Source organism: Pseudomonas sp. RAC1 (assembly GCF_030658255.1).
GTDB lineage: Bacteria > Pseudomonadota > Gammaproteobacteria > Pseudomonadales > Pseudomonadaceae > Aquipseudomonas > Aquipseudomonas boreofloridensis.
Window position 1 is genome coordinate 1 of record NZ_JAUTXS020000017.1, and the last position, 20,469, is coordinate 20,469.

Consider the following 20,469-nt stretch of genomic DNA (forward strand, 5'->3'; position numbering starts at 1 on the left):
TGATACGGCCGTGCAGCGGACGCAGGCTGCCATCGGCCTGCTGCAGCTGCAGCAGCGCGCCCTGCCCGATCAGCGGCGCCAACTGCAGGCCGGCGTCCAGCGACAGGGCGGTGATCGTCCACTGGAAACCGATGCCGTCGACCTGCTCGACGCCATCCAGGGTTTCGGCCACCAGCACGTCGCTCCCCAGCGATGTGTGCAGCCGCAGGAAACGCTGTGCGTGCGAAGGCCCGGCCAGCGCGGCCCGCAGGTTGTTTACCAGATCCATGGTGCTTCCCCGGCTTCCCGTGCTTTAAGGTGGTCTGCATGCGGCATGCGCATCGGTGTACTCCGCTTCCCGTTTCCGCGCGGCCTGCGCCCCTGCAGGGGCGACAGGCACGCACGGCCATCAGGCAGCCTGGACGATCTCTTCCAGCTGCAGGCGCACGCCTTCGCTGATCTTCAGGCGGTAGTCGCGGCCGCCGGCGGTGATCTGCAGTTCGCGCACGTTGCTCACCAGCTGCGGCTTGCCGACCACCGGGGCATCCATGTGGATGCGCCAGGAACCGCGGCTGATCTGCGCGGCGATGTTGCGCGCATCCTGTCGGGCGGCCGGCACGGCGGTGTCCAGCAGTTCGATCACGTGCTCGGGGCGCAGGCGGTTCCAGGCACGCACACGGTCCAGTTCACGACCCAGGCCCAGTTCCAGGCTGTCGCAGTGGTTGAGGGCGGCTTCGCGGTCAAATCCATAGAATTCCATAGCGTTCTCCTTATGCTCAGTGTCAGGACACTTTGTATTTGAAGTCACCCTTCTTGCCGGCGGTGACCTTGATGGCGTTGATCCGGTTCCCCTCGGCCATTGCCGCCAGCACGCTCTCGGCGATTTCCGGCAGCAGGGTTCCGTTGAGGATGTGGTCAACGTTGCGCGCACCCGAGTCCACTTCAGTGCAACGCGCAAGCACGGCCTCCACCAGGCTGTCGTCCCAGCTGAAGGTGGCCTTGTGGTTGGCGATGACGCGGTCGCGGATGCGGCCGAGCTTGAGCGTGATGATCTGCGCCAGCACGTCATCGTTGATGGGGTAGTACGGCACCACCTTCAGGCGGCCCAGGAAGGCCGGCTTGAAGGTGCGCATCAGCACCGGGCGCAACGCATCGGACAGCGCTTCGGCACCCGGGATCTCTTCGGCCGGCTTGTTCAGGCAGGCCTGCATGATCTGCGACGAGCCGATGTTGGAGGTGAGGATGATGAGGGTGTTGCGGAAGTCGATCTCACGACCTTCGGCATCATCCATCATGCCCTTGTCGAACACCTGGAAGAACATCTCCAGCACGTCCGGATGGGCCTTCTCGACTTCGTCCAGCAGCACCACGCTGTAGGGATTGCGGCGCACGGCCTCGGTCAGCACGCCACCTTCGCCGTAGCCGACGTAGCCAGGCGGCGAGCCCTTCAGGCCGGACACGCTGTGCGCTTCCTGGTACTCGCTCATGTTGATGGTGACCAGCTTGCGCTCGCCGCCGTACAGGATGTCGGCCAGCGCCAGTGCGGTCTCGGTCTTGCCGACACCGGACGGGCCGACGAACATGAACACGCCGCGCGGCTTGTTCGGATCTTCCAGCTTGGCGGTGGCGGTACGCACGCGCTGTGCGATCGCATCCAGCGCATGATCCTGGCCGATCACGCGCTCGACCAGCAGGTTGCCCAGCGTGCGCACGGTACGGATCTCGTCCTTGACCATGCGGCCCAGCGGCACGCCGGTCCACGCCGAGACGATCTCGGCCACGACGGTGCCATCCACCTGCAGCGGCACCATCGGCGTCTCGCCCTGCAGCTCGCGCAGCTCGGCCTGCAACCGCGCCAGTTCGGCGTGCTGCGGCGAGAGCTCCGGCTTGGCCTTGCCACGCTTGGCGGCCGGCTTGGCCACGGCGACATCACCGTCGCCCTCGTCACTGGCCGGCTCGACCTCGCTCGACGTGGCTTCGCCCTGCTCCATCTGCTGGCGCAGTGCGGCGATGCGGCCGGCCAGGTCACGTTCGCGGCCCAGGCGCTCTTCGTTGCTGGCCAGCACGGCCTGCGCTTCGGCCTGCTGCGCATGCAGTTCGGCCAGGCGTTCCCCATGCTGGTCACTGCCGCCAGCGGTCTCGCGCTGCAGTGCACCGATCTCCGCCTGCAGGCGGTCCAGGTGCTTGCGGGTGTCTTCGATGATGGCCGGCGTGGCGCTCTGCCCCAATGCCACCTTGGCGCACGCGGTATCGAGCACGCTCACCGCCTTGTCCGGCAGCTGGCGACCGCTGATGTAGCGGTGCGACAGGCGCACCGCCTCGGTCACCGCCTCATCCAGCACGCGGATGTTGAAGTGCGATTCCATCAGCCCGACCATGCCGCGCAGCATCGCCGCCGCCAGTGCCTCGCTCGGTTCCTCGACCTTCACCACCTGGAAGCGACGGGCCAGTGCGGCGTCCTTCTCGAAGTACTTCTTGTACTCGCTCCAGGTCGTGGCAGCGATGGTACGCAGTTCACCACGCGCCAGCGCGGGCTTCAGCAGGTTGGCCGCGTCATTCTGGCCGGCGGTACCACCGGCACCGATCATGGTATGGGCTTCATCGATGAACAGGATGATCGGGTGAGGGCTCTTCTTGACCTCGTCGATCACGTTCTTCAGGCGGTTCTCGAACTCGCCCTTGACGCTGGCACCGGCCTGCAGCAGGCCCATGTCCAGGGTGTGCAGCTCCACGCCCTGCAGCACGTCCGGCACATCCTTGTCGGCGATGCGACGGGCCAGGCCCTCGACCACCGCGGTCTTGCCGACGCCGGCTTCGCCGGTGAGGATCGGATTGTTCTGGCGGCGTCGCATCAGGATGTCGATCACCTGGCGGATCTCGCCGTCACGGCCGATCACCGGATCGATCTTGCCCTCGCGCGCACGCTGGGTGAGGTTGGTGGTGAACTGATCCAGCGCCGGCGTCTTCGACAGGCCGCCCTTGGCCTCAGCCGGCGCTGCGTCGTCGCCCTCGCCGGCTTCACCGCCGGCCGAAGCATCGGCGAAACGCACGGTCTGGACCGCTTCCTGCGAGCCCTCGGTGAGCTTGGCGAAGTCGTGCTTGAGCTCATCGCGCTTGAAGCGCACGAACAGCTTCGAGCCACGATAGGCCAACTGGGCCAGATCGGGCTCGGTCAGCAGCGCCAGCAGCAGGTGGCCACTGCGGATGCGGGTGGTTTCCGAGTCCAGCGAGGCGATCAGCCAGGCGTGCTCGAACAGCTTCGGAATGTGCTGGGAGAACACCGGCGTGCGGCTGTTGCCGGTCTTGAACTGACTGATCTCATCACTGAGATCGCGCTCCAGCGACTCGGGCAGGATGCCGCTGCGCCGTGCGATCAACACGAAATCGCTCTGCGGCTGCTCGAGCAGCGCCAGGAACAGGTGCTCCAGGTCGACCTCGTAGTTGCCGCGCGCCATGCACAGGTTCGCAGCGCGCTCGGCCGCCTGGCGGCAGGTGTCGTCCAGCTTGCTGATCAGGGTTTTGAGGTTGATGCTCATGCGGAAACGCGCACTCCTTGCTGGAACCGTTCGGGGGCCGGCGGCACCAACACCACCGGCACGATGTCATTGCAGCGTGTGGATGCCATACGTGGTGTCCTCACGCGGGGTCGCCTGTGGCGCGGTGCACAGGTAGCTGTCCCAGCCCAGGCGCACACCGCCGCCCATGCCGAGTGAACTGCCCTCCACATCTTCCGCGCGCAGGACCAGGCGCACTTCATATTCGAGGATGCCGCCGGTCAGCAGCGACAACCACTTGGACAGCGCTTCGGCCGCACTGCCGCCTGGCAGGAAGGCGTCGAACTGGTCGCGGCGCAGCGGGCCGATGCGCAGTCGCAGGCGCAGGTCGCGCTGCCAGACGCGATCGCCGGCCAACGCGCTGGCGCCCAGCACGGCATTGGCCTGGCCCAGCCGCGTGGCCTGCCCGGTCGGGACCCGGTACCACGCGCCCACGAACTGCTCCAGGTGCAGCGGCACCTGGAAGTAGTCCGACAGCACGCGCTGCATCAGCGCCGCCGACACCGGTCGCTGGCGCACTGCGCCCGCGTAATAGGCCACGGCCTGGTCGAAGATCTCGCCCTCGCCTTCGTGCAGGCGGTCGCGCAGCTCGCTCATGCCCATGCCGAGCAGCGACAGCACCAGCGGTAGGAAGCGCTCGCGGCGATCCAGCTCGTACTGCAAAGCCAGGCGATGCTTCTTCCAGGCGGCGTAGTGCAGCGATACCGCGCGGGTGGAGAAGATGTCCAGGAACGCACGCGCGGTCCGGTCGCGCTGGTACAACTCCCGAAGCTGCAGGGTTTCGGTGTAGTGCAGCGGCAAGGCGCCGGCGGTGCCGAGCAGGCCCATGAACTGCGGGGTCAGGTGGACTTCGGCCAGCTCCTCGCCATGCAGGGCCTGTTCGATGGCCTCGCGATCCTGCAGCCGCTCGCCCTTGAGCGAATACACTTCGCCCTCGGCCGACAATTCGGTGGCCGGGAATCCGAGCGACAGCGAGTTGCGGAACCGCACGCGCATCGGCACGGCCTGGCCGGGCTTGACGCCCTGCCGCTGGAACACCTGCTCAAGCAACCGCACCGCCTGGAAGAACTGGAAGCGGTGCGGTTCGGTGAGCAGCTGCTGGGCTACGCCAGGATCGATTCGCCGCTGCGCGCTGGGCATCGGACGATCTCCTCCCCGCTGTCGCCGGAAACCAGCACCAGTCGGGTAAAGCTGTTGGCATGCACGTAGAGTGCGAAGAAGTGGTCCATCACCTGGGCGAAGGCGGCCACACCGGTGCCCACGAAATGGGCTTCATTGATCGTCAGGCGGATCTCCAGGCCGCGCACCACCGAGGCGAACTGGCGGCCGTGCATCCAGGTGGTCACCGGCGTCTGCTGCAGCTCGAGGATGCCGTCGATCTGCCGCGCCGAGACGTTGCTGCCGGACAGGTCGTACAGGCGCAGCATCTCCTTCAGCGCAGGCAGGCCACTGGCGGTCAGCGACAACTGGTTCAACGACAGATGCGAGATCAGGCGCCACTGGGCGTTGCGGCCGTGACGGAAACGCAGCGGCTTGGTCGGCTTGCGCAGCAGGCTGATCGCCTTGGCCGGACTGCCACCTTCGATGCTCAGGTCACCGCCCGCCACACCGAAGGCCAGCTGGTTGGGCAGGTCCCGGTTGTTGCAGGTCAGTTCCAGGCTGACCGTATCGGTCTGCGGCAGCACCGGGTTGAATGACAGGTCGACGAAGCTGATCTCGGTCTCGAAGCCCGGGCTCTGCCGCGCCACGTCCTCGTCACGGCGCGCCACCCAGTACTGACCGGTGCGCTCGGGGTCTTCCCCGTGATGCAGCGAATAGAACGGGCGGAAGGCCTGGATCAGCTCACCCTGCGGGGTCTGCCGGATGCGATGCACCGAATCGATTGAGTGCACTTCATAGGCGAACGCGCGGCGGGCATCGGCCAGCACCGGGTAGTTCACCGTACGATGGGTGACACGGATCGGCTCGCCACTGGTGCGGAACAGATTGACGATGGGCGTGCACCCCAACCGCACGTTGTGCACACCCAGCTCGTCCAGCACCATCGTGTTGCCACGGTCCTGGCCGTGCGCCTGCAGCACCAGATGCAGGGTGAAACGGCGGCTGGCACCTGCCGTCACCGAGGGCAGGTGCAGGTCGACGAAGCCGAACTTTTCCGGATAGGCGAACAGCTCGGTCAGCAGGCGATAGGCAGGATGCGAACGCGCCGGGAAATCGATCAGCGCTTCGTCATCGGCAAACCCGACCGCGCTCAGCGGCACCTTGTCGAGGCGGCGCCAGCGGCCATCTCCGTCGGACTCGACGTATGCCGCCTTCACCCCCAGCATCAGCGCATCACGCAGGGCCGCGCGCACCGAGGGCTCGCCATCGAGGAACAGGCGCAGGTGATCGGTTCCCAACTGGTGGAAACCCAGCTGATCGGACAGCAGCTGGAACCCCATCGAGATCTGGCCTCCGGTTCCGGCCGGCAGCGTCGTGGCCATCGGTGCATCCGCCACACTGCGGTAGACCACCTGCTGCACGCCGATCGGCGCGAGCACGACGTCGTAGGCAGTGCGGAACTCGCACGGTACGCCACGCACCGGCCGGCTCTGCAGGGCGGTGCCGCGTGGCACGCGCACCGGCGCACTCAGCTTGGATGCCACCCCTTCCAGGTCGAAATGGGCAATCGAACAGGACGGGAACGGCCGCAGGTAGTGCGGATAAAGCACGTCCAGCAGCGCGTCGGTGAATTCGGGATAGTCATCTTCGATGCGCTTGGACACGCGCGCACTCAGCAGCGCGAAGGCCTCGATCAGGCGCTCGACATGCGGATCCTGGCTGCCCTCGGCGGAGAGCTGCAGGCGCCCGGCAATCTTCGGGTAGCGCTCGGCGAACTCGCGCCCGTAACGGCGAAGGTAGCCAAGCTCGCGTTCGTAGTAAGGCAGCAGGTCCTGCATCAGGCGGCCTGCGTGCGGCGTGCGCGGGTGACCTGGTACTGCAGGGTCGAGGGTTGCAGCATCGCGTCGAAGCTGACCGGCTCGCGTGCAGGCTCCAGGTCGAGCAGCGCATGGATGGTGAAATGCAGCCCACCGGCGAACTGGTTGCCCGCGTCCAGATGGACATTGACGTTGCGCAGGCGGCGCTCATGGCGCGCCACGGCCTGCTCCAGCGAGCGGCAGATGGCGGCACGATCGTAGGCGTTGGCCAGGCTCATCGCGGAGAAGTCCGCCAACCCGTAAGTCAGCAGCGATTGCCGGCAATTGGGGAATTCCTTCATGTCGCCTTCCTGGAACGCGGCGCGCGAGTTCAACAGCCCCTCCAGGTCGCGGGCGATGGATTCCTTGTACTGCTCCAGCGAGACGGACTTGAATACCGGCCCGGCGCCCGATTGCTTGGGGGCGTCGTCGAACAGTTTTTCCAGCAGGCTGGGTTCGAGTCCCTTCATTGGTCGATCCACTCAGGTTCGGCATCCGTGCGGGCGGCAGCGGTGCAGCAATGGCAAGGCCGTTCCTGGCCCTGCCCGGCGATCAGACTGCGATGGCGCACGAGGCGCCATCGCAGCGACACAACATCACACGGTGTAGTTCGGGATGTTCTTGGTTGCGCTCCACTGCGCCACGGTCTTGCCACCAACTCCGCCTTCCGGCTTCTGCTGCTGGTAAGTCCACTTGATGGCGCCGAAGCTCAACTGAACAACTTCCTGCGGCATGCCTTCCTTGTCCACGGTCGTGGTGACGCGGTGGACCAGCACGTTCAGCAGCTCGACCGTGTAGTAATTGATCGCGTTGCCGTCCTTGTCGGCGCGCATGAACTGGATCTGCGCCTTCGGGAAGGTGGTGCCGTTGGAGGCGGCCTGGTTGAGGGCCGTGGAGGCGAGGTCGATCGACTTGGTGATTTCGATCGGGGACAGGTTCACGCGGGCTGCAGTGGTGCCGCCGGAGGTCGACGCGGTGGCCGAACGCGGCTGCAACAGATCCTGCGAGAACGACTGGATTTCGATCCAGTCCTTGTGCTTGTCGTCGTGCGACTCGCCCTTGATGGTGTCAATCGAGAGGAAAGCGTGCTGCATATCTGGTCTCCTAAATTCCGTTCTTCCGTGAGATTTGATGTGCCAGGCGCGGGCCTGGCGGTTAAGGGGGGCTACGCCCTCTTGAAATAAGCGTCACTGCAATCCGGGGAGCGGACTCCCCTGGACGCTTCAGTTACAGCAAATCGTTACGACTTTTTCGCGGACGCCGGCAGTTCGGCGACCAGACGCAACGAAACAGACAGCTCATCGAGCTGGAAATGCGGCCTGATGAAGGCCACCGCGCGGTAGACACCGGGCTTGCCCGGCACCTCCGAAACCTGCACAGAGGCTTCACGCAGCGGGAACTGCGCCTTGGCTTCCTGCGAAGCGTTGTCGTCCAGCAATACGTACTGGGCGATCCAACGGTTCAGGAATTCCTCGACGTTGCCCGCCGAAGCGAAGCTGCCGATCTTCTCGCGCATCATCGCCTTGAGGTAATGGGCGATACGCGAGACCGCGAAGATGTACTGCAGCTGGGCAGACAGGATCGCGTTGGCATTGGCCGAATCGGTGTTGTACTTCTTCGGCTTCTGTGCCGACTGTGCGCCGAAGAACGCGGCGTAGTCGGTATTCTTGCAGTGCACCAGCGGCATGAAGCCGAGGTCACTGAGTTCCTTCTCACGACGGTCGGTGATGGCCACCTCGGTCGGGCACTTCAGCGCCACTTCGCCGTCGTCGGTACGGAAGGTATGGGTCGGCAGGTCCTCGACCAGGCCGCCACCTTCCACGCCGCGGATCGCTGCGCACCAGCCAAAGCTCTCGAACGCCTGGGTCAGCCGGGCGCCCATCGCGTAGGCGGTGTTGCACCACAGGAACTTGCTGTGGTCGGCCGCTTCGATCTCTTCGACGAAGTTGAAACCCTCGACAGTGGTGCCGTCCTTCGGGTTGTACGGCAGGCGCCCCAGGAAGCGCGGCATGGTCAGGCCGACGTAGCGGCTGTCCTCGCTCTCGCGGAACGACTTCCACTTGGCGTATTCGACCGTGTCGAACACCTTGGCCAGGTCGCGCGGCTTGCCCAGGTCGGTGAACGTCTCCAGGCCGAACATGCCTTCGCTGGCGGCGGAGATGAACGGCGCGTGCGCGGCAGCGGCGACGTGCGACATCTGCTCGATGAAGTACATGTCCTCCGGCTGGCGGCCAAGGAAATAGTCACCGATCAGGGCGCCGAACGGCGCACCACCGAAGGTGCCGAATTCCTCTTCATAGACCTTCTTGAACAGCGCGCTCTGGTCGAAATCGATGGCCGACTTGAAGTCCTTGACCAGATCCTTCTGCGGCGAATTGAAGACCTTGATCTTCATGTTCGGGCCGGTGGAGGTCTGCTGGCACAGGTAGTGCAGGCCCCGCCAGCTGCCTTCCAGCTTCTGGAAGGCTTCCGCATGCATGACCGCGCTGAGCTGCTCGGAAATGATCCGGTCGATCTCGGCGATGCGTGCATCAAGGGTGAGGTTGAGGTTGTCGGAGACCACCACGGTACCGTCCAGGACTTCCTTCGCCAGCGCGGCGATGATGTCCTTGGCACGATCATGTTCGGTCTGCGACTTGGCGACCTTGCTCTTCTCGACGATCTGGTCGAGCAGGCCCACCTCTTCGGCCACGGCGGCCTGGGTGGCCAGTTGGCTGGCTTCGGCTGACATCGATCAGTCCTCCTTGGTCACGCCGAGCTTCTTCAGCTGCTCGGTGTTGTTGAGCACATCGGTCAACAGGTCTTCCAGCTTCTCGTTGCCCGCCAGCTTGTTGCGAAGATCGGCCAGCTTGGTGCGCGACTCAAGCAGGCGGCGCAGCGGCTCGATCTGCTGGACCACCGCCTCGGGACGGAAGTCGTCGATGGAATTGAACTTCAGCTCGACGCCGAACTCGCCCCCTTCGTCGCTGATCTTGTTCGGCACGCGATAGACCGCGCGCGGCGCAACGCCTTCCATCACTTCATCGAAGTTGTCCAGATCGACGTTGACGAACTTGCGATCCTTGACCTTCGGCAGCGGCTGTTCCGGGTTGCCGCTGAAATCGCCCATCACGCCGACCACGAACGGCAGTTCCTTCTGCTCGATCGCGTCACCCTTCTCCACGTCGTAGGTGAGCTGGACGCGCGGCGGGCGGATCTTCTGCAGCCGCTTCTGGATGCTTTCCTTCTTGGCCATGAGTGTCTCCTGACTGGGGCCGGTTCCGGATCAGTTGCCGATGTTCTGGAACGGATCGGAGGTGTTCGAGCGGGCAGCGGGCTTGGCCGGCTGCGTCGCGGCGGGCTGGGCGGCAGCGGCGGGAGCCGCGGCACGGCCGGCACGGGCGCGGCTGCGCGGCTTGGGCTTGGGCGTCGGGTCGAGAATGGCGTCACCCATGGTGTTGCGCAGGGTGGTGGCCAGGGTCTGGGCTTCCTTGCGTGCGGTGTCCGACGCCAGTGCGCCACGGCCCTGCAGGCGGGTCAGCGACTGGTTGGCGACACGGAAGCCGGCGACGGTGATCACACCATCGGCCACCAGATCATTGGGATCGCGCTGGAGTACTTCCTCGGCTGCGACGATCGCGCGGGCGTACTGGCCCTGGTCGAACTGCAGCTGTGCGATGCGTACCCACGGCTCCTTGCGCGTCGGGTCGGCCTTGGCCGCCAGTTCGAACGCACTGATCGCGGCATCGGCGCCGCCAGTGGTGACCTGTGCTTCGGCGTTGCTCAGCGTCGTTTCGAACGGCACGACCTCGGCCTTCTTCGGCGCCGATGAGCAGGCCGCCAGGCCCGACAGCAACATCAGCGCGAACATCGGCCGGTACACAGCCTTCCCCATTGCCTTCACTTCCATAGTGGTCCCTCGTCGAAATTAGTTCCTCAAGGAAGCCGAATCTCCGCCGATACAACGCACGGGATTCCTGCCCCTGTCGGCGGCAGTGTACATTCGCGAATACGCGTCGGTATAGTGAATTTCGTCAAGAATATGGCGAATTTGATAGACACAACCTTCACATCCCGATGTGATATCCGCGAGCAGAAAGTACTTATACGCTCAATTTTCGCCCTGCACCCCGAGCCGACCGACCGCACATGAATGCGCAACTTTTCTCATTCCATCGCGTGATATCCGTCACGATTTTGTCCCTGGTCATGTCCACGTCCCTGACCGGTTGCGCCAGTGACAGCAAGCTGGGCAAGGCAATGGACAAGACCCTCCAGGCCGTGGGCATCCGCGAGGACAAGCCCGAGGCGCCCCCCACCATTCCGCTGCGCCTGTACGCCGGCAGCAACCTCAACGCCGGCAACGACAAGCGGGCGACGGCCGCGGTGGTCAAGATCTACCACCTGCGCAGTCTGCAACGCTTCGAACAGGCTCCCTTCAACGCCTTCCTCGACCAGGCCGGCGAGCAGGCTGCACTCGGCGCGGACCTGTTGTCGGTCAACGAGGTCGTACTGACCCCAGGTGCCCGGCAGGAATTGTCCGAGCAGCTGAGTGAAGGAAGTGCAGTGCTCGGCGTTGTCGCCCTGTTCCGCGCTCCGGCCGAGAATCGCTGGCGGCTCGCGTTCGACACCAAGGGCAAGACGCTTCCGCAGGATGGCGTCACCATCGGCGTCCACGCCTGTGCCCTGACCAGCGACAGCAAGGCGCTGTTGACACGCATTTCCGGTGATCCAGGCAGTCTTGCATCCATCCGTTGTGCAGGCGCGAAGAAGTAGCATCGCGCCGGAATTCTGGCACTCGAATTCATCGATGCGATAGTATCCTCAGCGCAACGATTGCCCTATTCGCTTGAATGTGGGATGCGATTCACACTTTCACATCACTGAAAGGGTATTCGCCACCGCGGGGCGCGAAAACGCCGGAACCAACCCGCATCGGCGACTTTTTCAAGCTATTTCCAAGGATTGAACGTGGCTTATGTAAGCAGGATGTCGAAGGTTCTCTGGGGCGAAGGCCTGTTCCTGCGTCCCCAGCACTTCCAGCGCCAGGACGCCTATCACGAAGCACGGCTGCAGGATCTCTCGCAGACCCTGCACCCCTACGCATGGGGTGCGCGCCGGGTACGTTTCGATCCACATGCACTTTCCGGTGGCACGCTGCGCCCGCTCGACCTGTCGGCGGTGTTTCCCGACGGCGAGACCTACGATGCGCCCGCGCACGACGGCCTGCCCGACGCAGTGTCCCTGCAGGAGCTGCCGCCGGGCGTGCAGACCACCGTGGTCTACCTGGCACTGCCGCTGCTGCGCGATGACGGCGCAAACTGCGCCGACGCCGAAGGCACGGTCCTGGCCCGCTACCGCCAGGCCAACCGTGACACGCAGGACCTGTTCACCGATGCGGTCGAAGCCGAGCTCGCCTTCCTCAGCAAGGCCGTGAAGCTGCTTACCGACGATCAGCCGCGCGACGCGTACGCCACCGTGCCGATCGCACGCGTGCGCCGCACCTCCAGCGGCGGTTTCGAACTGGACGATGAATTCATCCCCCCCTGCGCCCAGCTGCAGGCATCCCGTTCCTGCACCGCGAACTGCGGGCGGTACTCGATGCCTTGCAGGCGAAGGTCGATGCACTCTATGGCCTGCATCGGCAGACCTCGCAGAACATCATCGAGTTCCGTTCCGGCGACATCGCCTCGTTCTGGCTGCTGCACACCATCAACAGCTCGTTCAGCGCACTGGCCCACCTGCTGCACCATCCGCAGCTGCACCCCGAACGCCTGCACCAGGAACTGCTGCGCATGGCCGGCGCGCTGCTGACCTTCTCCAATGCCTACCAGCTGGGCGACCTGCCGGTGTATCGCCACGACCAGCCGGAGGCTTCGTTCCGCAAGCTGCTGGAAATCGTGCGCGCGCTGCTGGATACCGTGATCTCCACGCGTTATTTCAAGATCGCCCTGAACGAAGTCAAGCCGTCCTACCATCTCGGCCGGCTCGATTCGCAGCGCATCGACGGCAATGCCTCGTTCTACCTGTCCGTATCGGCCTCGCTGCCGGCGCAGGAGCTGATCCAGAGCGTGCCGGTGCGTTTCAAGGTGGGTGCGCCGGACGACGTCGAGAAGTGCGTGCTGTCCGCCCTGCCCGGCGTGAAGCTGACCCATGCCGCGCAGGTGCCGGCGGCGATCCCGGTGCGCCCGGGCAGTCATTACTTTGAACTCGACGCGCGCGGCGCGCTCTATGAGCGCATGCTCAAGGCGCAGTCGTTGATGATCTACGTGCCGGCCGGCATTGCCGAGCTGAAGATGGAACTTGTGGCGGTGACCTCATGATGAATTCCCCCCTGCCCCCGACGCCGGGTCCGATGCCGTCGCTGACCGCCAATGGCGCGATGGTCAATCCGACGCCGCAGGCGGCCAATCCGCAGAGCCTGCAGGACCTGATGGCCGACGGCTTCTACCTGCTGCTGCTGCTCAAACGTGGCCAGCTGCCACACGATGCCGAGAGCTTCGTGCAGACGGTGCAGAAGTTCCTTGATGGCGTCGAACGCAATGCCATGCGCCTGGGCGTGGCCTCGGAAGACGTCTACGCCGCCAAGTACGCGTTCTGCGCGGCAGTGGACGAGGCCATCCTGTCCCAGCCTTCGCCGCTGCACGAAACATGGGAACGCAATCCGCTGCAGCTGCGCCTGTTCGGCGAGCATCTGGCCGGCGAACACTTCTTCGACCGCCTGGAGGAGCTCCGGCGCCAGGGCGCTGCGCGCCTGCCCTCGCTGGAGGTCTACCACTACTGCCTGCTGATGGGCTTCGAAGGCAAGTACCGACTGGAAGGTACCGAGAAGCTGGGCTACCTGACCGCCCGCCTCGGCGATGAGATCGTCTACCTGAAGGGCAAGCGGCACGGTTTCGCGCCGCATGCACTGCCCCCGGACAACGTCCGCCACAGCCTGCGCCGCGTGGTCCCGCTGTGGCTGCCGGCGGTGGTCGTGGGCTGTTTCGGCATCCTCGCCTTCTTCGGCATGCGCACCTACCTCGGCCACGAAACACGCCAGCAGCTGGCCGCCTACAACGACGTGGTGCAGATGCCCGAGCGCACCGCCCACATCACGATCACCCTGCCATGAGCCTGATGATATGGACATCCCAAGCTCCTCACTGCTCGCATCCCTCGCTTCGCTGTCCCACCGCGAACGCCTGATCCAGCTGAAGGGGCCTGAGGAAGGCCTGGTCGTCGAACGCTTCGAAGGCATCGAATCAGTGTGCGGCGACAACCGCCTGCAGATCGACTGCCTGTCCACCGACGCGTTCCTGGACCTGGAGCCGTGGCTGGAACAGCCGCTGACCCTGCAGCTGCGCCAGGCCGACGGTTCGCTGCGCCAGTGGCACGGGCTGTGTACCGAGGCGGCGCAGCTGGGCAGCGATGGCGGCCTGGCCCGCTATCGCCTGATCCTCGAACCGTGGACCGCGCTGCTGCGCCTGCGGCGCAATGCGGTGATCTTCCAGGATCTGGATACCCGCGCTATCTGCGAACAGATCTTCGCCGACTACCCGCAGGCCCTGTTCCGCTTCGACGTGCAGGCCGAGCTGCCGGCACGCGCGATCACCACCCAGTACCGCGAGACCGACTGGGCCTTCGTCACCCGGCTGCTGGCCGAAGCAGGCCTGGCCTGGCGCATCGAGCAGGCGCAGGACGACGATGCCGCACACACCCTGGTGGTGTTCGAGCCGGGCGCCGAGCTGCCCGACGCCGGCCGCGTGCGCTTCCATCGCGCCGACATGGCCGAGGCCAGCGACGGCATCACCGCCTTCGCCGAGCGCCAGCAGCTGGTGCCCAACGCCAGCACCGTGGCCAGCTGGCACAGCGAGCAGGTTGGTGCCGTGGCCGCGCACACCAGCGCCGATGCCGGCACCCTGCCCGCACTGGAAGTCTACGTGCAGCCGCGCGCCGGTCGATTCGCCCAGGCCGGCTGGGCCGACGCCGAAGCACAGGCACGGCTGGACGCGCTGCGCGTCGGCCAGGTGCTCTACAGTGGCAGCGGCAGCGAGCGCCAGCTGGCCGCTGGCAGCACCTTCACCCTGGCCCAGCACCCGCAGCACGAAGGCCAGGCCTTCCAGTTGCTGGCCGTGCAGCATTTGGCCCTGAACAACCTGGACCAAGGCATCGCCGAGCTGCTGGGCAGCACCGCGCTGGAGCGTGGCGCCTACCGCAACAGTTTCCTGGCCACTGGCAGCGGGGTGCCGCTGCGCGCCCTGCCGCAGGACCGGCCGACCCTGCATGGCCCGCAGACCGCACGCGTGGTGGGCATCGCCAACACCGCCGTGACCCCCAACCGCGAGCATCAGGTGCGCATCCAGTTCGGCTGGCAGCGCGGCAGCAGGCCCAATCCCGGCGGCCTGACCGACACCGGCAGCGCCCAGCCCGGACATGCTCCCGGCGACCACACCAGTGGCAGCTGGGTGCCGGTGGCCGAGTGGGTGGCCGGCCCCAACTGGGGCACGGCCTTCCTGCCCCGCGTGGGCAGCGAGGTGCTGGTGGAATTCCTGCACGGCGACATCGACCAGCCGCGCATCACCGGCCAGCTCTACAACGGCGAGGTCGCCCCGCCCTTCGGCGGCGGCATCGACGAGAACGCACGCCACCCCGGCGTGCTCAGTGGCCTTCACACCCAGGCCCATGACGGTAGCGGCACCCAGCAATGGGTGATCGACGACACGCCCGGGCAGCTGCGCACGCGCCTGCACAGCTCACTGGCCGACAGCCGGCTGGAGCTGGGCTACCTGATCGCGCACCAGGACACCGCCCGCGGCGCGCTGCGTGGCGAGGGCTTCGAACTGGCTACCCAGGGCTGGGGCAACGTGCATGCCGGCGAAGGCCTGCTGCTGTCGGCCAGCCTGCAGGAGCGCGCGGCGTCCACGGTGATGGACAACGCCAGCGTGGTGGCCCAGCTGAAGGGAGCCGAGCGCAGCCTGGAACAGATGCAGCAGACCCTGGCGCAGCAGCAGGTGCCGGGGCTGGCGGAGTTCGAGCGCACCAGGCAGCTGCGCGAGCAGATCGACCCGAAGGCGCAGGGCCGCTTCCAGGGCGATGTGAACGGGCAGAGCGCGATGAAACCCGGCAGCGATGGCCGCAGCCCCGGTGACCAGCCGGTGGAACGGCTGGGCACGCCGCTGCTGCTGGCCGAGGCACCACACCATGTGGCCTGGACCACCCCGGCCAGCGCGGTGGCCTACGCCGGGCAGAACCTGCAGATGACGGTGCAGCAGGACCTGCACGTCAGCGCCGGCGAGACCATCGCCACGGTGTCCGGCGAGCATGTCTCGCTGTTCGCGCAGAGCGGTCCGCTGCGGGTGATCGCCGCGCAGGGGCCGGTCAGCCTGCAGGCCCACGATGGCGAACTGGAACTGCTGAGCGACCAGGCCCTGACCATCACCGCCACCGACGACCGCATCGACGTGCTTGCACAGACCAAGGTGGTGCTGCAGGCCGGCAGCAGTGCGATCACGCTGGAGGGCGGAAACATCACCTTCAGCTGCCCCGGCGAGTTCAAGGTCAAGGCGGGTGAGCATCCGTTCATGGGGGGCAGCAGCACACCCGCCAGCCTGCCACCATTGCCCGCCTTTACGATCAAGCCCGATCCGGGCCGCACCTTCGAGAGCACCTTCGCCTACGACCAGCTGCGCAGCATTGCCGCGCAGTCGACACCGGTCGAGTTCGTCATGATGATGGCGCCGACCTTCGGCTTCGATGTCCCGGCGCGGACCTACATGAAGCTGCAGGACGCACTGAAGGATGGCAGCCTGCAGGCGCCCGAACACAAGGTGATGGCCGGTGCGCCCTACCCGGCCGACTACGACAACAACAAGCGCATCATCCGCGTGAACAGCATGGCCGCTGACCGCGCAGCGACAACCATCGAAGCGTCACGCGAGCTGCTGGCCGTGTTGCTGCACGAATTCGGGCACCACGTCGACAACGTGCTGCGCAACGATCTGGCCGAGAAGGACGCGAACGGCAAGCCGACCCTCGCTGCGGACAGCGGCAAGGAAGAAGGCACGGCACTCGCCTACCGCCTGGCGTTCTTCGACCTGGAAGGTACGCACGAAACCGAATACGCGCAGTACACCTCTCCCGAGTACAACGGTGCGTTGAAGGTGAACTATGCCGAGGTGCAGGCGGCACTGAAGCAACAGGGGCCGGTCGCACAGGAGACCAACAAGAGCGAGGATGGACGCTACGAGGGGTTCAGCGCGGGTGATGGACAGAACCATGACAAGCGGCCGAACGAATCGTTCGGGCATCGGTCGATTGAGGCGGTGCTTAGGCATGCCGAATTCACTCCAAACCAGCGCCAAGCGATCTATTTTGGCAACTGGCTCCGGGACTACTCCCAACTGCTCGATCCCAAGATCGTACGCCCCGCAGGCCTACCGAAGAACCTCGGCAAATACCTCTCTCGCGCCGCCCTGACCCAAATTGTTGATGTCCTGGCTGGCAGTGAGTTCCACAATATACGGTACGGGAACCAAGCTGATTTTGGGGTGACGCCCGCACGCCTCGGGGTATACAAGCCAAGCGAGCATATCGACAACCCAAAGAACATCAAACCCGAGCCAGCAGACCCGAAAACCATCGACAAGGACTTCGAGCCTTGGGTCACGCCCGGAAGTGCTCTTCTTCAGATAGACCCGAAAACCTCGATGAAGCGCTACATCATGCGCTCCAGAGACTTCATGTCTTCCGAACTGAACACAGCAATCTCAATGGGCAAGACACCCGATGGCATGCGCCATTTTGGCTCTGCCCTGCATGTTCTTGAGGACTACTTCGCACACTCCAATTTCTGCGAACTCAGCTTAAGAAAGCTCGGACACAGCACCGTGCTGCCTTGGACGTCAACTGCCAATTGCACTCATCGATACCCTGTGGTGACTGGGATGTTTGGCTCGACCGACGTCATCGCAAGCCTTGCCGAACCCATTGCTCACAAGCTCTTCGGCGTAGAAAGCTGGGAGTTCAAGGCGAGCGAGCCTGGCGACCGTTCCGACGGCGAGAAGATCATGCTGGTCCTTCTTTCCGAGCACAGCGATCAGCGTTACTACAGAGCTTTCCAGGATTTTCTCAAACTTCGAGACCGCATTGCACGAATCCCTGGACATGAGTATCTGGAACGGGCTGGCTGGATCGCCAGCGCGCCAATGCGCGCGGTGCTCAACTGCTACAACTTCGTCTATCAACAACTCCTGCTGCTCGTAGGCAACAGCGTGGACGACGCGCAGACGATGTTCGATTCCGACCCAAACAAAAGTGGGTCAACCGACCCCAGCCATTCCCAGCTGGCAAAGGACCACGACGTTCATCCGCTGCATACATTGGCTGCTCAGCTGGCGCAACAGGCCGTCCTCCAGGTTGGGCAAGCAATGGCAGGGCGATGGCGCGGCGATGCATCGCGTGATCCGGTCAAGATCGCACAGTCCTATCTGGTTCACCCCAATGATACGAACTGGCAGGACGCGACTGTTTCCGCTTGGGCCAAAGGCCATACTGCGGCGATACGGCGCGCGTCGTCCGCCACCGAACTCCAGCATCTGCACGAAGAACATGGAAAGCACGCATTGGAGAACATCCGTCGCGTGGGACGCTACGGTTCCGATAGTTGGGACTACATCACTCGCTTCTATGAAGATCTGTTTGGCGAGAAGAATCAGGTTAAGACCAAATGATCAAGGCACTCCTTCTTTCCACCATCCTTCTTGTCCTTCCCGGCTGCCAGGCCGAATCATTAGATTCCAATAAACCACGGCAGCCGAGTGTCGAATTCGACAACGGAGATTTCTCAATCAACGGTGGTCACGCGAGAATTGGGGCAACCACCAAAGAATGGATTTCCCTTCTGGGCGACAACTATAGATATGCCAATCCGGGCTCACCGGGCATGATGGTGTGGGACGAACTGGGCATCTTTATCTATACCGATCTCCCGATGAAGGATCGTGTCGATACTGTGGCCTTTGCCTTCAACACAGATCTAGATGAAGGCCCTGGATCATCAGACGCGCCAGCAACCATCAGACCCAGAAAGCCATTCCCAGGGCAGGTCGTCGTCAGTAGCACACGAATCAACGGCGACATGAAGATCAGTGATATCCCAGCCGCCAGCAACATGATGCTTGAGGTGCACTGCAGCAAAGGCATCGCGATATGCACTACGAATCGCGTTGATGGCACTTCCCGTAACTACTCGATCTCCTTCACGGTTGACGAAAAGCAATATGAAAGCCTTCCCTACACTATAGAAATAGGCCGCGCACTTTAGCGTTCTCCGACCAATTACTCATGGCGCGCATGACTAACTGGAACAAAGATCAATCCGCACACCCCAACGGTGCGTGGACACCGAACTCGCATCACTCCTAGTCGAGTATGGATTGCGAGGTCAAACCCCAGTATAGGCTGGATGCGTAGCGCGTCCAGCAAGCTACCCGCCAGGCCGGCAAACGATGGCGGAACATTTGCGGCGCGACTACGCACTTGCTGCCACTTCTCTGAACCGCCTCACTGCTGCTGTCGGAATTGCTTCGCGCGCTCCTCAGATTGAGCACCTGCATGAAGAACGTGGAAAGCACGCACTGGAGAACATGCGACATATAGAAAGTCAAGATGAACGCAAGACTCCTTCCCACGATAACGCTCTCATTGCTCTTCGCTGCATGCGGCCCCGCACCTCAGGATGAGGGAAAAGAGCAGAAGCCAGCGGCCGTTTTCGAGAACGGCTCTATCCTCATCGGCTCGCAGCGCGTTGAACTTGGCGCGCCCGCCGATGCATGGATTGCCGTCCTTGGTAGCAACTATCGCCAGGTGGAAGGCGACGAACCCTTCGGCAGCGAGCGCCAGAACGATCCTGCGCTGGCATCAGCTGCGGCGCCGTTGCGTGCGCACATCGACAGCGTATGGGAAGCGATCAAGCGCGGGAGTTCGCCATGACCGCGCCATGGTGCCAGCGCCTGCATCCGCCCGTGCTCCTGCTGGTGCTTTCGGCTGCCGCAAACGCTGCCATCGCGCGCACGCCGCCGCCCAGTCCACTGCAACGCGCCTGCGCGGCCGACATCGAGGAACGTATCGAGCTGCGGTTCGCGGACGGCAGGCATGTAAGCGCCTGCGCACCTGGCGTCGGCGACGGCTGCGCGTACGGCAGCGGGCAGACCATGCTCGACGCTACGCCCGACCTCAACAACGATGGTCGCGCCGACGCGATCCTCACCCACTTCGGCAGCAGCTACGGTGACATCGACGTCACCCATAAACTGGTGCTGGCGCAGTGCCCGGACGGAACCTATGCGCGCCTGCTGGAGGGACGGTTCACCACGCTGGCCGCACCTCCGGCTCCGCATCCGGCGTGGCCGGCGCTGGAGGCATCGCGGGACTGCCCGGGCCGCCGGGAAACGATCGCACTGCGCTTCGAGCGCGCTACCGCCCGCTATCATGGGCCGGATCACTTCGATCCTGACAATGCCTGTGCACCTTGAGCGCCGCGACTTGATCCAACGCATGCCTTCGGCACGGGCGCGGTGCTATGGTGGCGCCATCATGCCCCCAGGAGCTGTATCCGTGAACCGATTCCGTCCCGCCCGCCTTGCCCTCGCCGCCCTCGCGTCCCCTTTGCTGCTGGCCGCCTGTGTCAGCACGCCAGGCCCGGAGGTGAAGGGCACGGGCCGCTGTAATGCCAGCCAGCTGGGCTGGGCGATCGGCCAGCCAGCCAATGAACCCAACATCCGCCGACTGTCCAGCGAAAGCGGTGCCGGCCTGGTCAACCCGATCGGCCCCAGCACCATCACCACCAAGGACATCCGCCAGGACCGCCTGCGCGTGTACGTGGACAAGGACAACATCATCACCGCGACCCGCTGCGAATAAGTACCGCCACAGGTTTCTGTAGAGCCGAGCCGACGCCCGGCGGCGCGCCCGGCCGGCCGCCCCGGAAGCCCGCCCAGCGGGGGCGCGGCGCGACCCGG

17 protein-coding genes and 1 pseudogene are annotated in these 20,469 nt (G+C 64.6%); 8 read left to right on the top strand and 10 right to left on the bottom strand.

Annotation, left to right across the window (positions count from 1 at the left end):
* The 10 genes from Q7C30_RS03690 to Q7C30_RS03735 all read right to left on the bottom strand — a co-directional run.
* Positions 1–268, bottom strand: a 268-nt coding sequence (locus tag Q7C30_RS03690; RefSeq protein ID WP_305100067.1) for a hypothetical protein, incomplete at its 3' end; no start/stop codon positions are given.
* Positions 269–388: 120 nt separating this feature from the next.
* Positions 389–739, bottom strand: coding sequence for a hypothetical protein (locus Q7C30_RS03695; RefSeq protein ID WP_008268344.1), 351 nt, complete (start codon positions 737–739; stop codon positions 389–391).
* Positions 740–761: 22 nt separating this feature from the next.
* Entirely contained in the window at positions 762–3,509 is a 2,748-nt protein-coding gene (gene tssH, locus Q7C30_RS03700; protein ID WP_317870707.1) for a type VI secretion system ATPase TssH, read from the bottom strand.
* Between the two features lie 72 nt (positions 3,510–3,581).
* Positions 3,582–4,673, bottom strand: a complete 1,092-nt coding sequence (gene tssG, locus Q7C30_RS03705) for a type VI secretion system baseplate subunit TssG (protein WP_110712663.1) — start codon at positions 4,671–4,673, stop codon at positions 3,582–3,584.
* Positions 4,637–6,472, bottom strand: a complete 1,836-nt coding sequence (tssF, locus tag Q7C30_RS03710) for a type VI secretion system baseplate subunit TssF (RefSeq protein ID WP_153856123.1) — start codon at positions 6,470–6,472, stop codon at positions 4,637–4,639. The genes tssG and tssF overlap by 37 nt, the downstream gene beginning before the upstream one ends.
* The gene (gene tssE, locus Q7C30_RS03715) at positions 6,472–6,960 is read right to left on the bottom strand and encodes a type VI secretion system baseplate subunit TssE (RefSeq protein WP_305100069.1); all 489 of its coding nucleotides are present in this window, start codon (positions 6,958–6,960) and stop codon (positions 6,472–6,474) included. Before tssE ends, tssF begins: the two co-directional genes overlap by 1 nt.
* A gap of 126 nt (positions 6,961–7,086) precedes the next feature.
* Entirely contained in the window at positions 7,087–7,584 is a 498-nt protein-coding gene (locus Q7C30_RS03720; RefSeq protein ID WP_006465355.1) for a type VI secretion system tube protein Hcp, read from the bottom strand.
* Positions 7,585–7,730: 146 nt separating this feature from the next.
* Positions 7,731–9,221 carry a type VI secretion system contractile sheath large subunit gene (tssC, locus tag Q7C30_RS03725; RefSeq protein ID WP_110712666.1) on the bottom strand — a complete coding sequence of 497 codons (1,491 nt, stop codon included), beginning with the start codon at positions 9,219–9,221 and terminating at the stop codon, positions 7,731–7,733.
* Between the two features lie 3 nt (positions 9,222–9,224).
* On the bottom strand, positions 9,225–9,725 hold the full coding sequence (tssB, locus tag Q7C30_RS03730; protein ID WP_305100070.1) for a type VI secretion system contractile sheath small subunit: 501 nt from the start codon (positions 9,723–9,725) through the stop codon (positions 9,225–9,227).
* Positions 9,726–9,755: 30 nt separating this feature from the next.
* Positions 9,756–10,364, bottom strand: coding sequence for a tetratricopeptide repeat protein (locus Q7C30_RS03735; protein ID WP_228756418.1), 609 nt, complete (start codon positions 10,362–10,364; stop codon positions 9,756–9,758).
* 254 nt (positions 10,365–10,618) lie between these two features.
* Between Q7C30_RS03735 and tssJ the strand changes: the two genes are divergently transcribed.
* From tssJ to Q7C30_RS03775, 8 genes and pseudogenes are all read left to right on the top strand, one after another.
* Positions 10,619–11,245 (top strand): type VI secretion system lipoprotein TssJ, encoded by a 627-nt coding sequence (gene tssJ / locus Q7C30_RS03740; RefSeq protein ID WP_305100071.1) that lies wholly within the window; start codon positions 10,619–10,621, stop codon positions 11,243–11,245.
* A gap of 213 nt (positions 11,246–11,458) precedes the next feature.
* A pseudogene (gene tssK / locus Q7C30_RS03745) lies at positions 11,459–12,792 on the top strand (type VI secretion system baseplate subunit TssK).
* Positions 12,789–13,583, top strand: a complete 795-nt coding sequence (gene icmH, locus Q7C30_RS03750) for a type IVB secretion system protein IcmH/DotU (protein ID WP_305100072.1) — start codon at positions 12,789–12,791, stop codon at positions 13,581–13,583. Before tssK ends, icmH begins: the two are co-directional and overlap by 4 nt.
* A 10-nt stretch (positions 13,584–13,593) precedes the next feature.
* Positions 13,594–18,180 (top strand): type VI secretion system tip protein TssI/VgrG, encoded by a 4,587-nt coding sequence (gene tssI, locus Q7C30_RS03755; protein WP_305100073.1) that lies wholly within the window; start codon positions 13,594–13,596, stop codon positions 18,178–18,180.
* Positions 18,177–18,773, top strand: a complete 597-nt coding sequence (locus Q7C30_RS03760) for a hypothetical protein (protein ID WP_305100074.1) — start codon at positions 18,177–18,179, stop codon at positions 18,771–18,773. The genes tssI and Q7C30_RS03760 overlap by 4 nt, the downstream gene beginning before the upstream one ends.
* Positions 18,774–19,117: 344 nt before the next feature.
* On the top strand, positions 19,118–19,441 hold the full coding sequence (locus Q7C30_RS03765; RefSeq protein ID WP_305100075.1) for a hypothetical protein: 324 nt from the start codon (positions 19,118–19,120) through the stop codon (positions 19,439–19,441).
* The gene (locus Q7C30_RS03770) at positions 19,438–19,983 is read left to right on the top strand and encodes a hypothetical protein (RefSeq protein ID WP_305100076.1); all 546 of its coding nucleotides are present in this window, start codon (positions 19,438–19,440) and stop codon (positions 19,981–19,983) included. The genes Q7C30_RS03765 and Q7C30_RS03770 overlap by 4 nt, the downstream gene beginning before the upstream one ends.
* Positions 19,984–20,065: 82 nt before the next feature.
* On the top strand, positions 20,066–20,371 hold the full coding sequence (locus Q7C30_RS03775) for a hypothetical protein (protein ID WP_305100077.1): 306 nt from the start codon (positions 20,066–20,068) through the stop codon (positions 20,369–20,371).
* The last annotated feature ends 98 nt before the right edge of the window (positions 20,372–20,469 follow it).

What these genes read in the sequence shown, in the direction of transcription:
- Q7C30_RS03695 (WP_008268344.1), bottom strand. Translation starts at nt 739, where the DNA reads ATGGAATTCTATGGATTTGACCGCGAAGCCGCCCTCAACCACTGCGAC.
- tssG (WP_110712663.1), bottom strand. Translation starts at nt 4,673, where the DNA reads ATGCCCAGCGCGCAGCGGCGAATCGATCCTGGCGTAGCCCAGCAGCTG.
- tssF (WP_153856123.1), bottom strand. Translation starts at nt 6,472, where the DNA reads ATGCAGGACCTGCTGCCTTACTACGAACGCGAGCTTGGCTACCTTCGC.
- tssE (WP_305100069.1), bottom strand. Translation starts at nt 6,960, where the DNA reads ATGAAGGGACTCGAACCCAGCCTGCTGGAAAAACTGTTCGACGACGCC.
- Q7C30_RS03720 (WP_006465355.1), bottom strand. Translation starts at nt 7,584, where the DNA reads ATGCAGCACGCTTTCCTCTCGATTGACACCATCAAGGGCGAGTCGCAC.
- tssC (WP_110712666.1), bottom strand. Translation starts at nt 9,221, where the DNA reads ATGTCAGCCGAAGCCAGCCAACTGGCCACCCAGGCCGCCGTGGCCGAA.
- tssB (WP_305100070.1), bottom strand. Translation starts at nt 9,725, where the DNA reads ATGGCCAAGAAGGAAAGCATCCAGAAGCGGCTGCAGAAGATCCGCCCG.
- Q7C30_RS03735 (WP_228756418.1), bottom strand. Translation starts at nt 10,364, where the DNA reads ATGGGGAAGGCTGTGTACCGGCCGATGTTCGCGCTGATGTTGCTGTCG.
- tssJ (WP_305100071.1), top strand. Translation starts at nt 10,619, where the DNA reads ATGAATGCGCAACTTTTCTCATTCCATCGCGTGATATCCGTCACGATT.
- icmH (WP_305100072.1), top strand. Translation starts at nt 12,789, where the DNA reads ATGATGAATTCCCCCCTGCCCCCGACGCCGGGTCCGATGCCGTCGCTG.
- tssI (WP_305100073.1), top strand. Translation starts at nt 13,594, where the DNA reads ATGGACATCCCAAGCTCCTCACTGCTCGCATCCCTCGCTTCGCTGTCC.
- Q7C30_RS03760 (WP_305100074.1), top strand. Translation starts at nt 18,177, where the DNA reads ATGATCAAGGCACTCCTTCTTTCCACCATCCTTCTTGTCCTTCCCGGC.
- Q7C30_RS03765 (WP_305100075.1), top strand. Translation starts at nt 19,118, where the DNA reads ATGAACGCAAGACTCCTTCCCACGATAACGCTCTCATTGCTCTTCGCT.
- Q7C30_RS03770 (WP_305100076.1), top strand. Translation starts at nt 19,438, where the DNA reads ATGACCGCGCCATGGTGCCAGCGCCTGCATCCGCCCGTGCTCCTGCTG.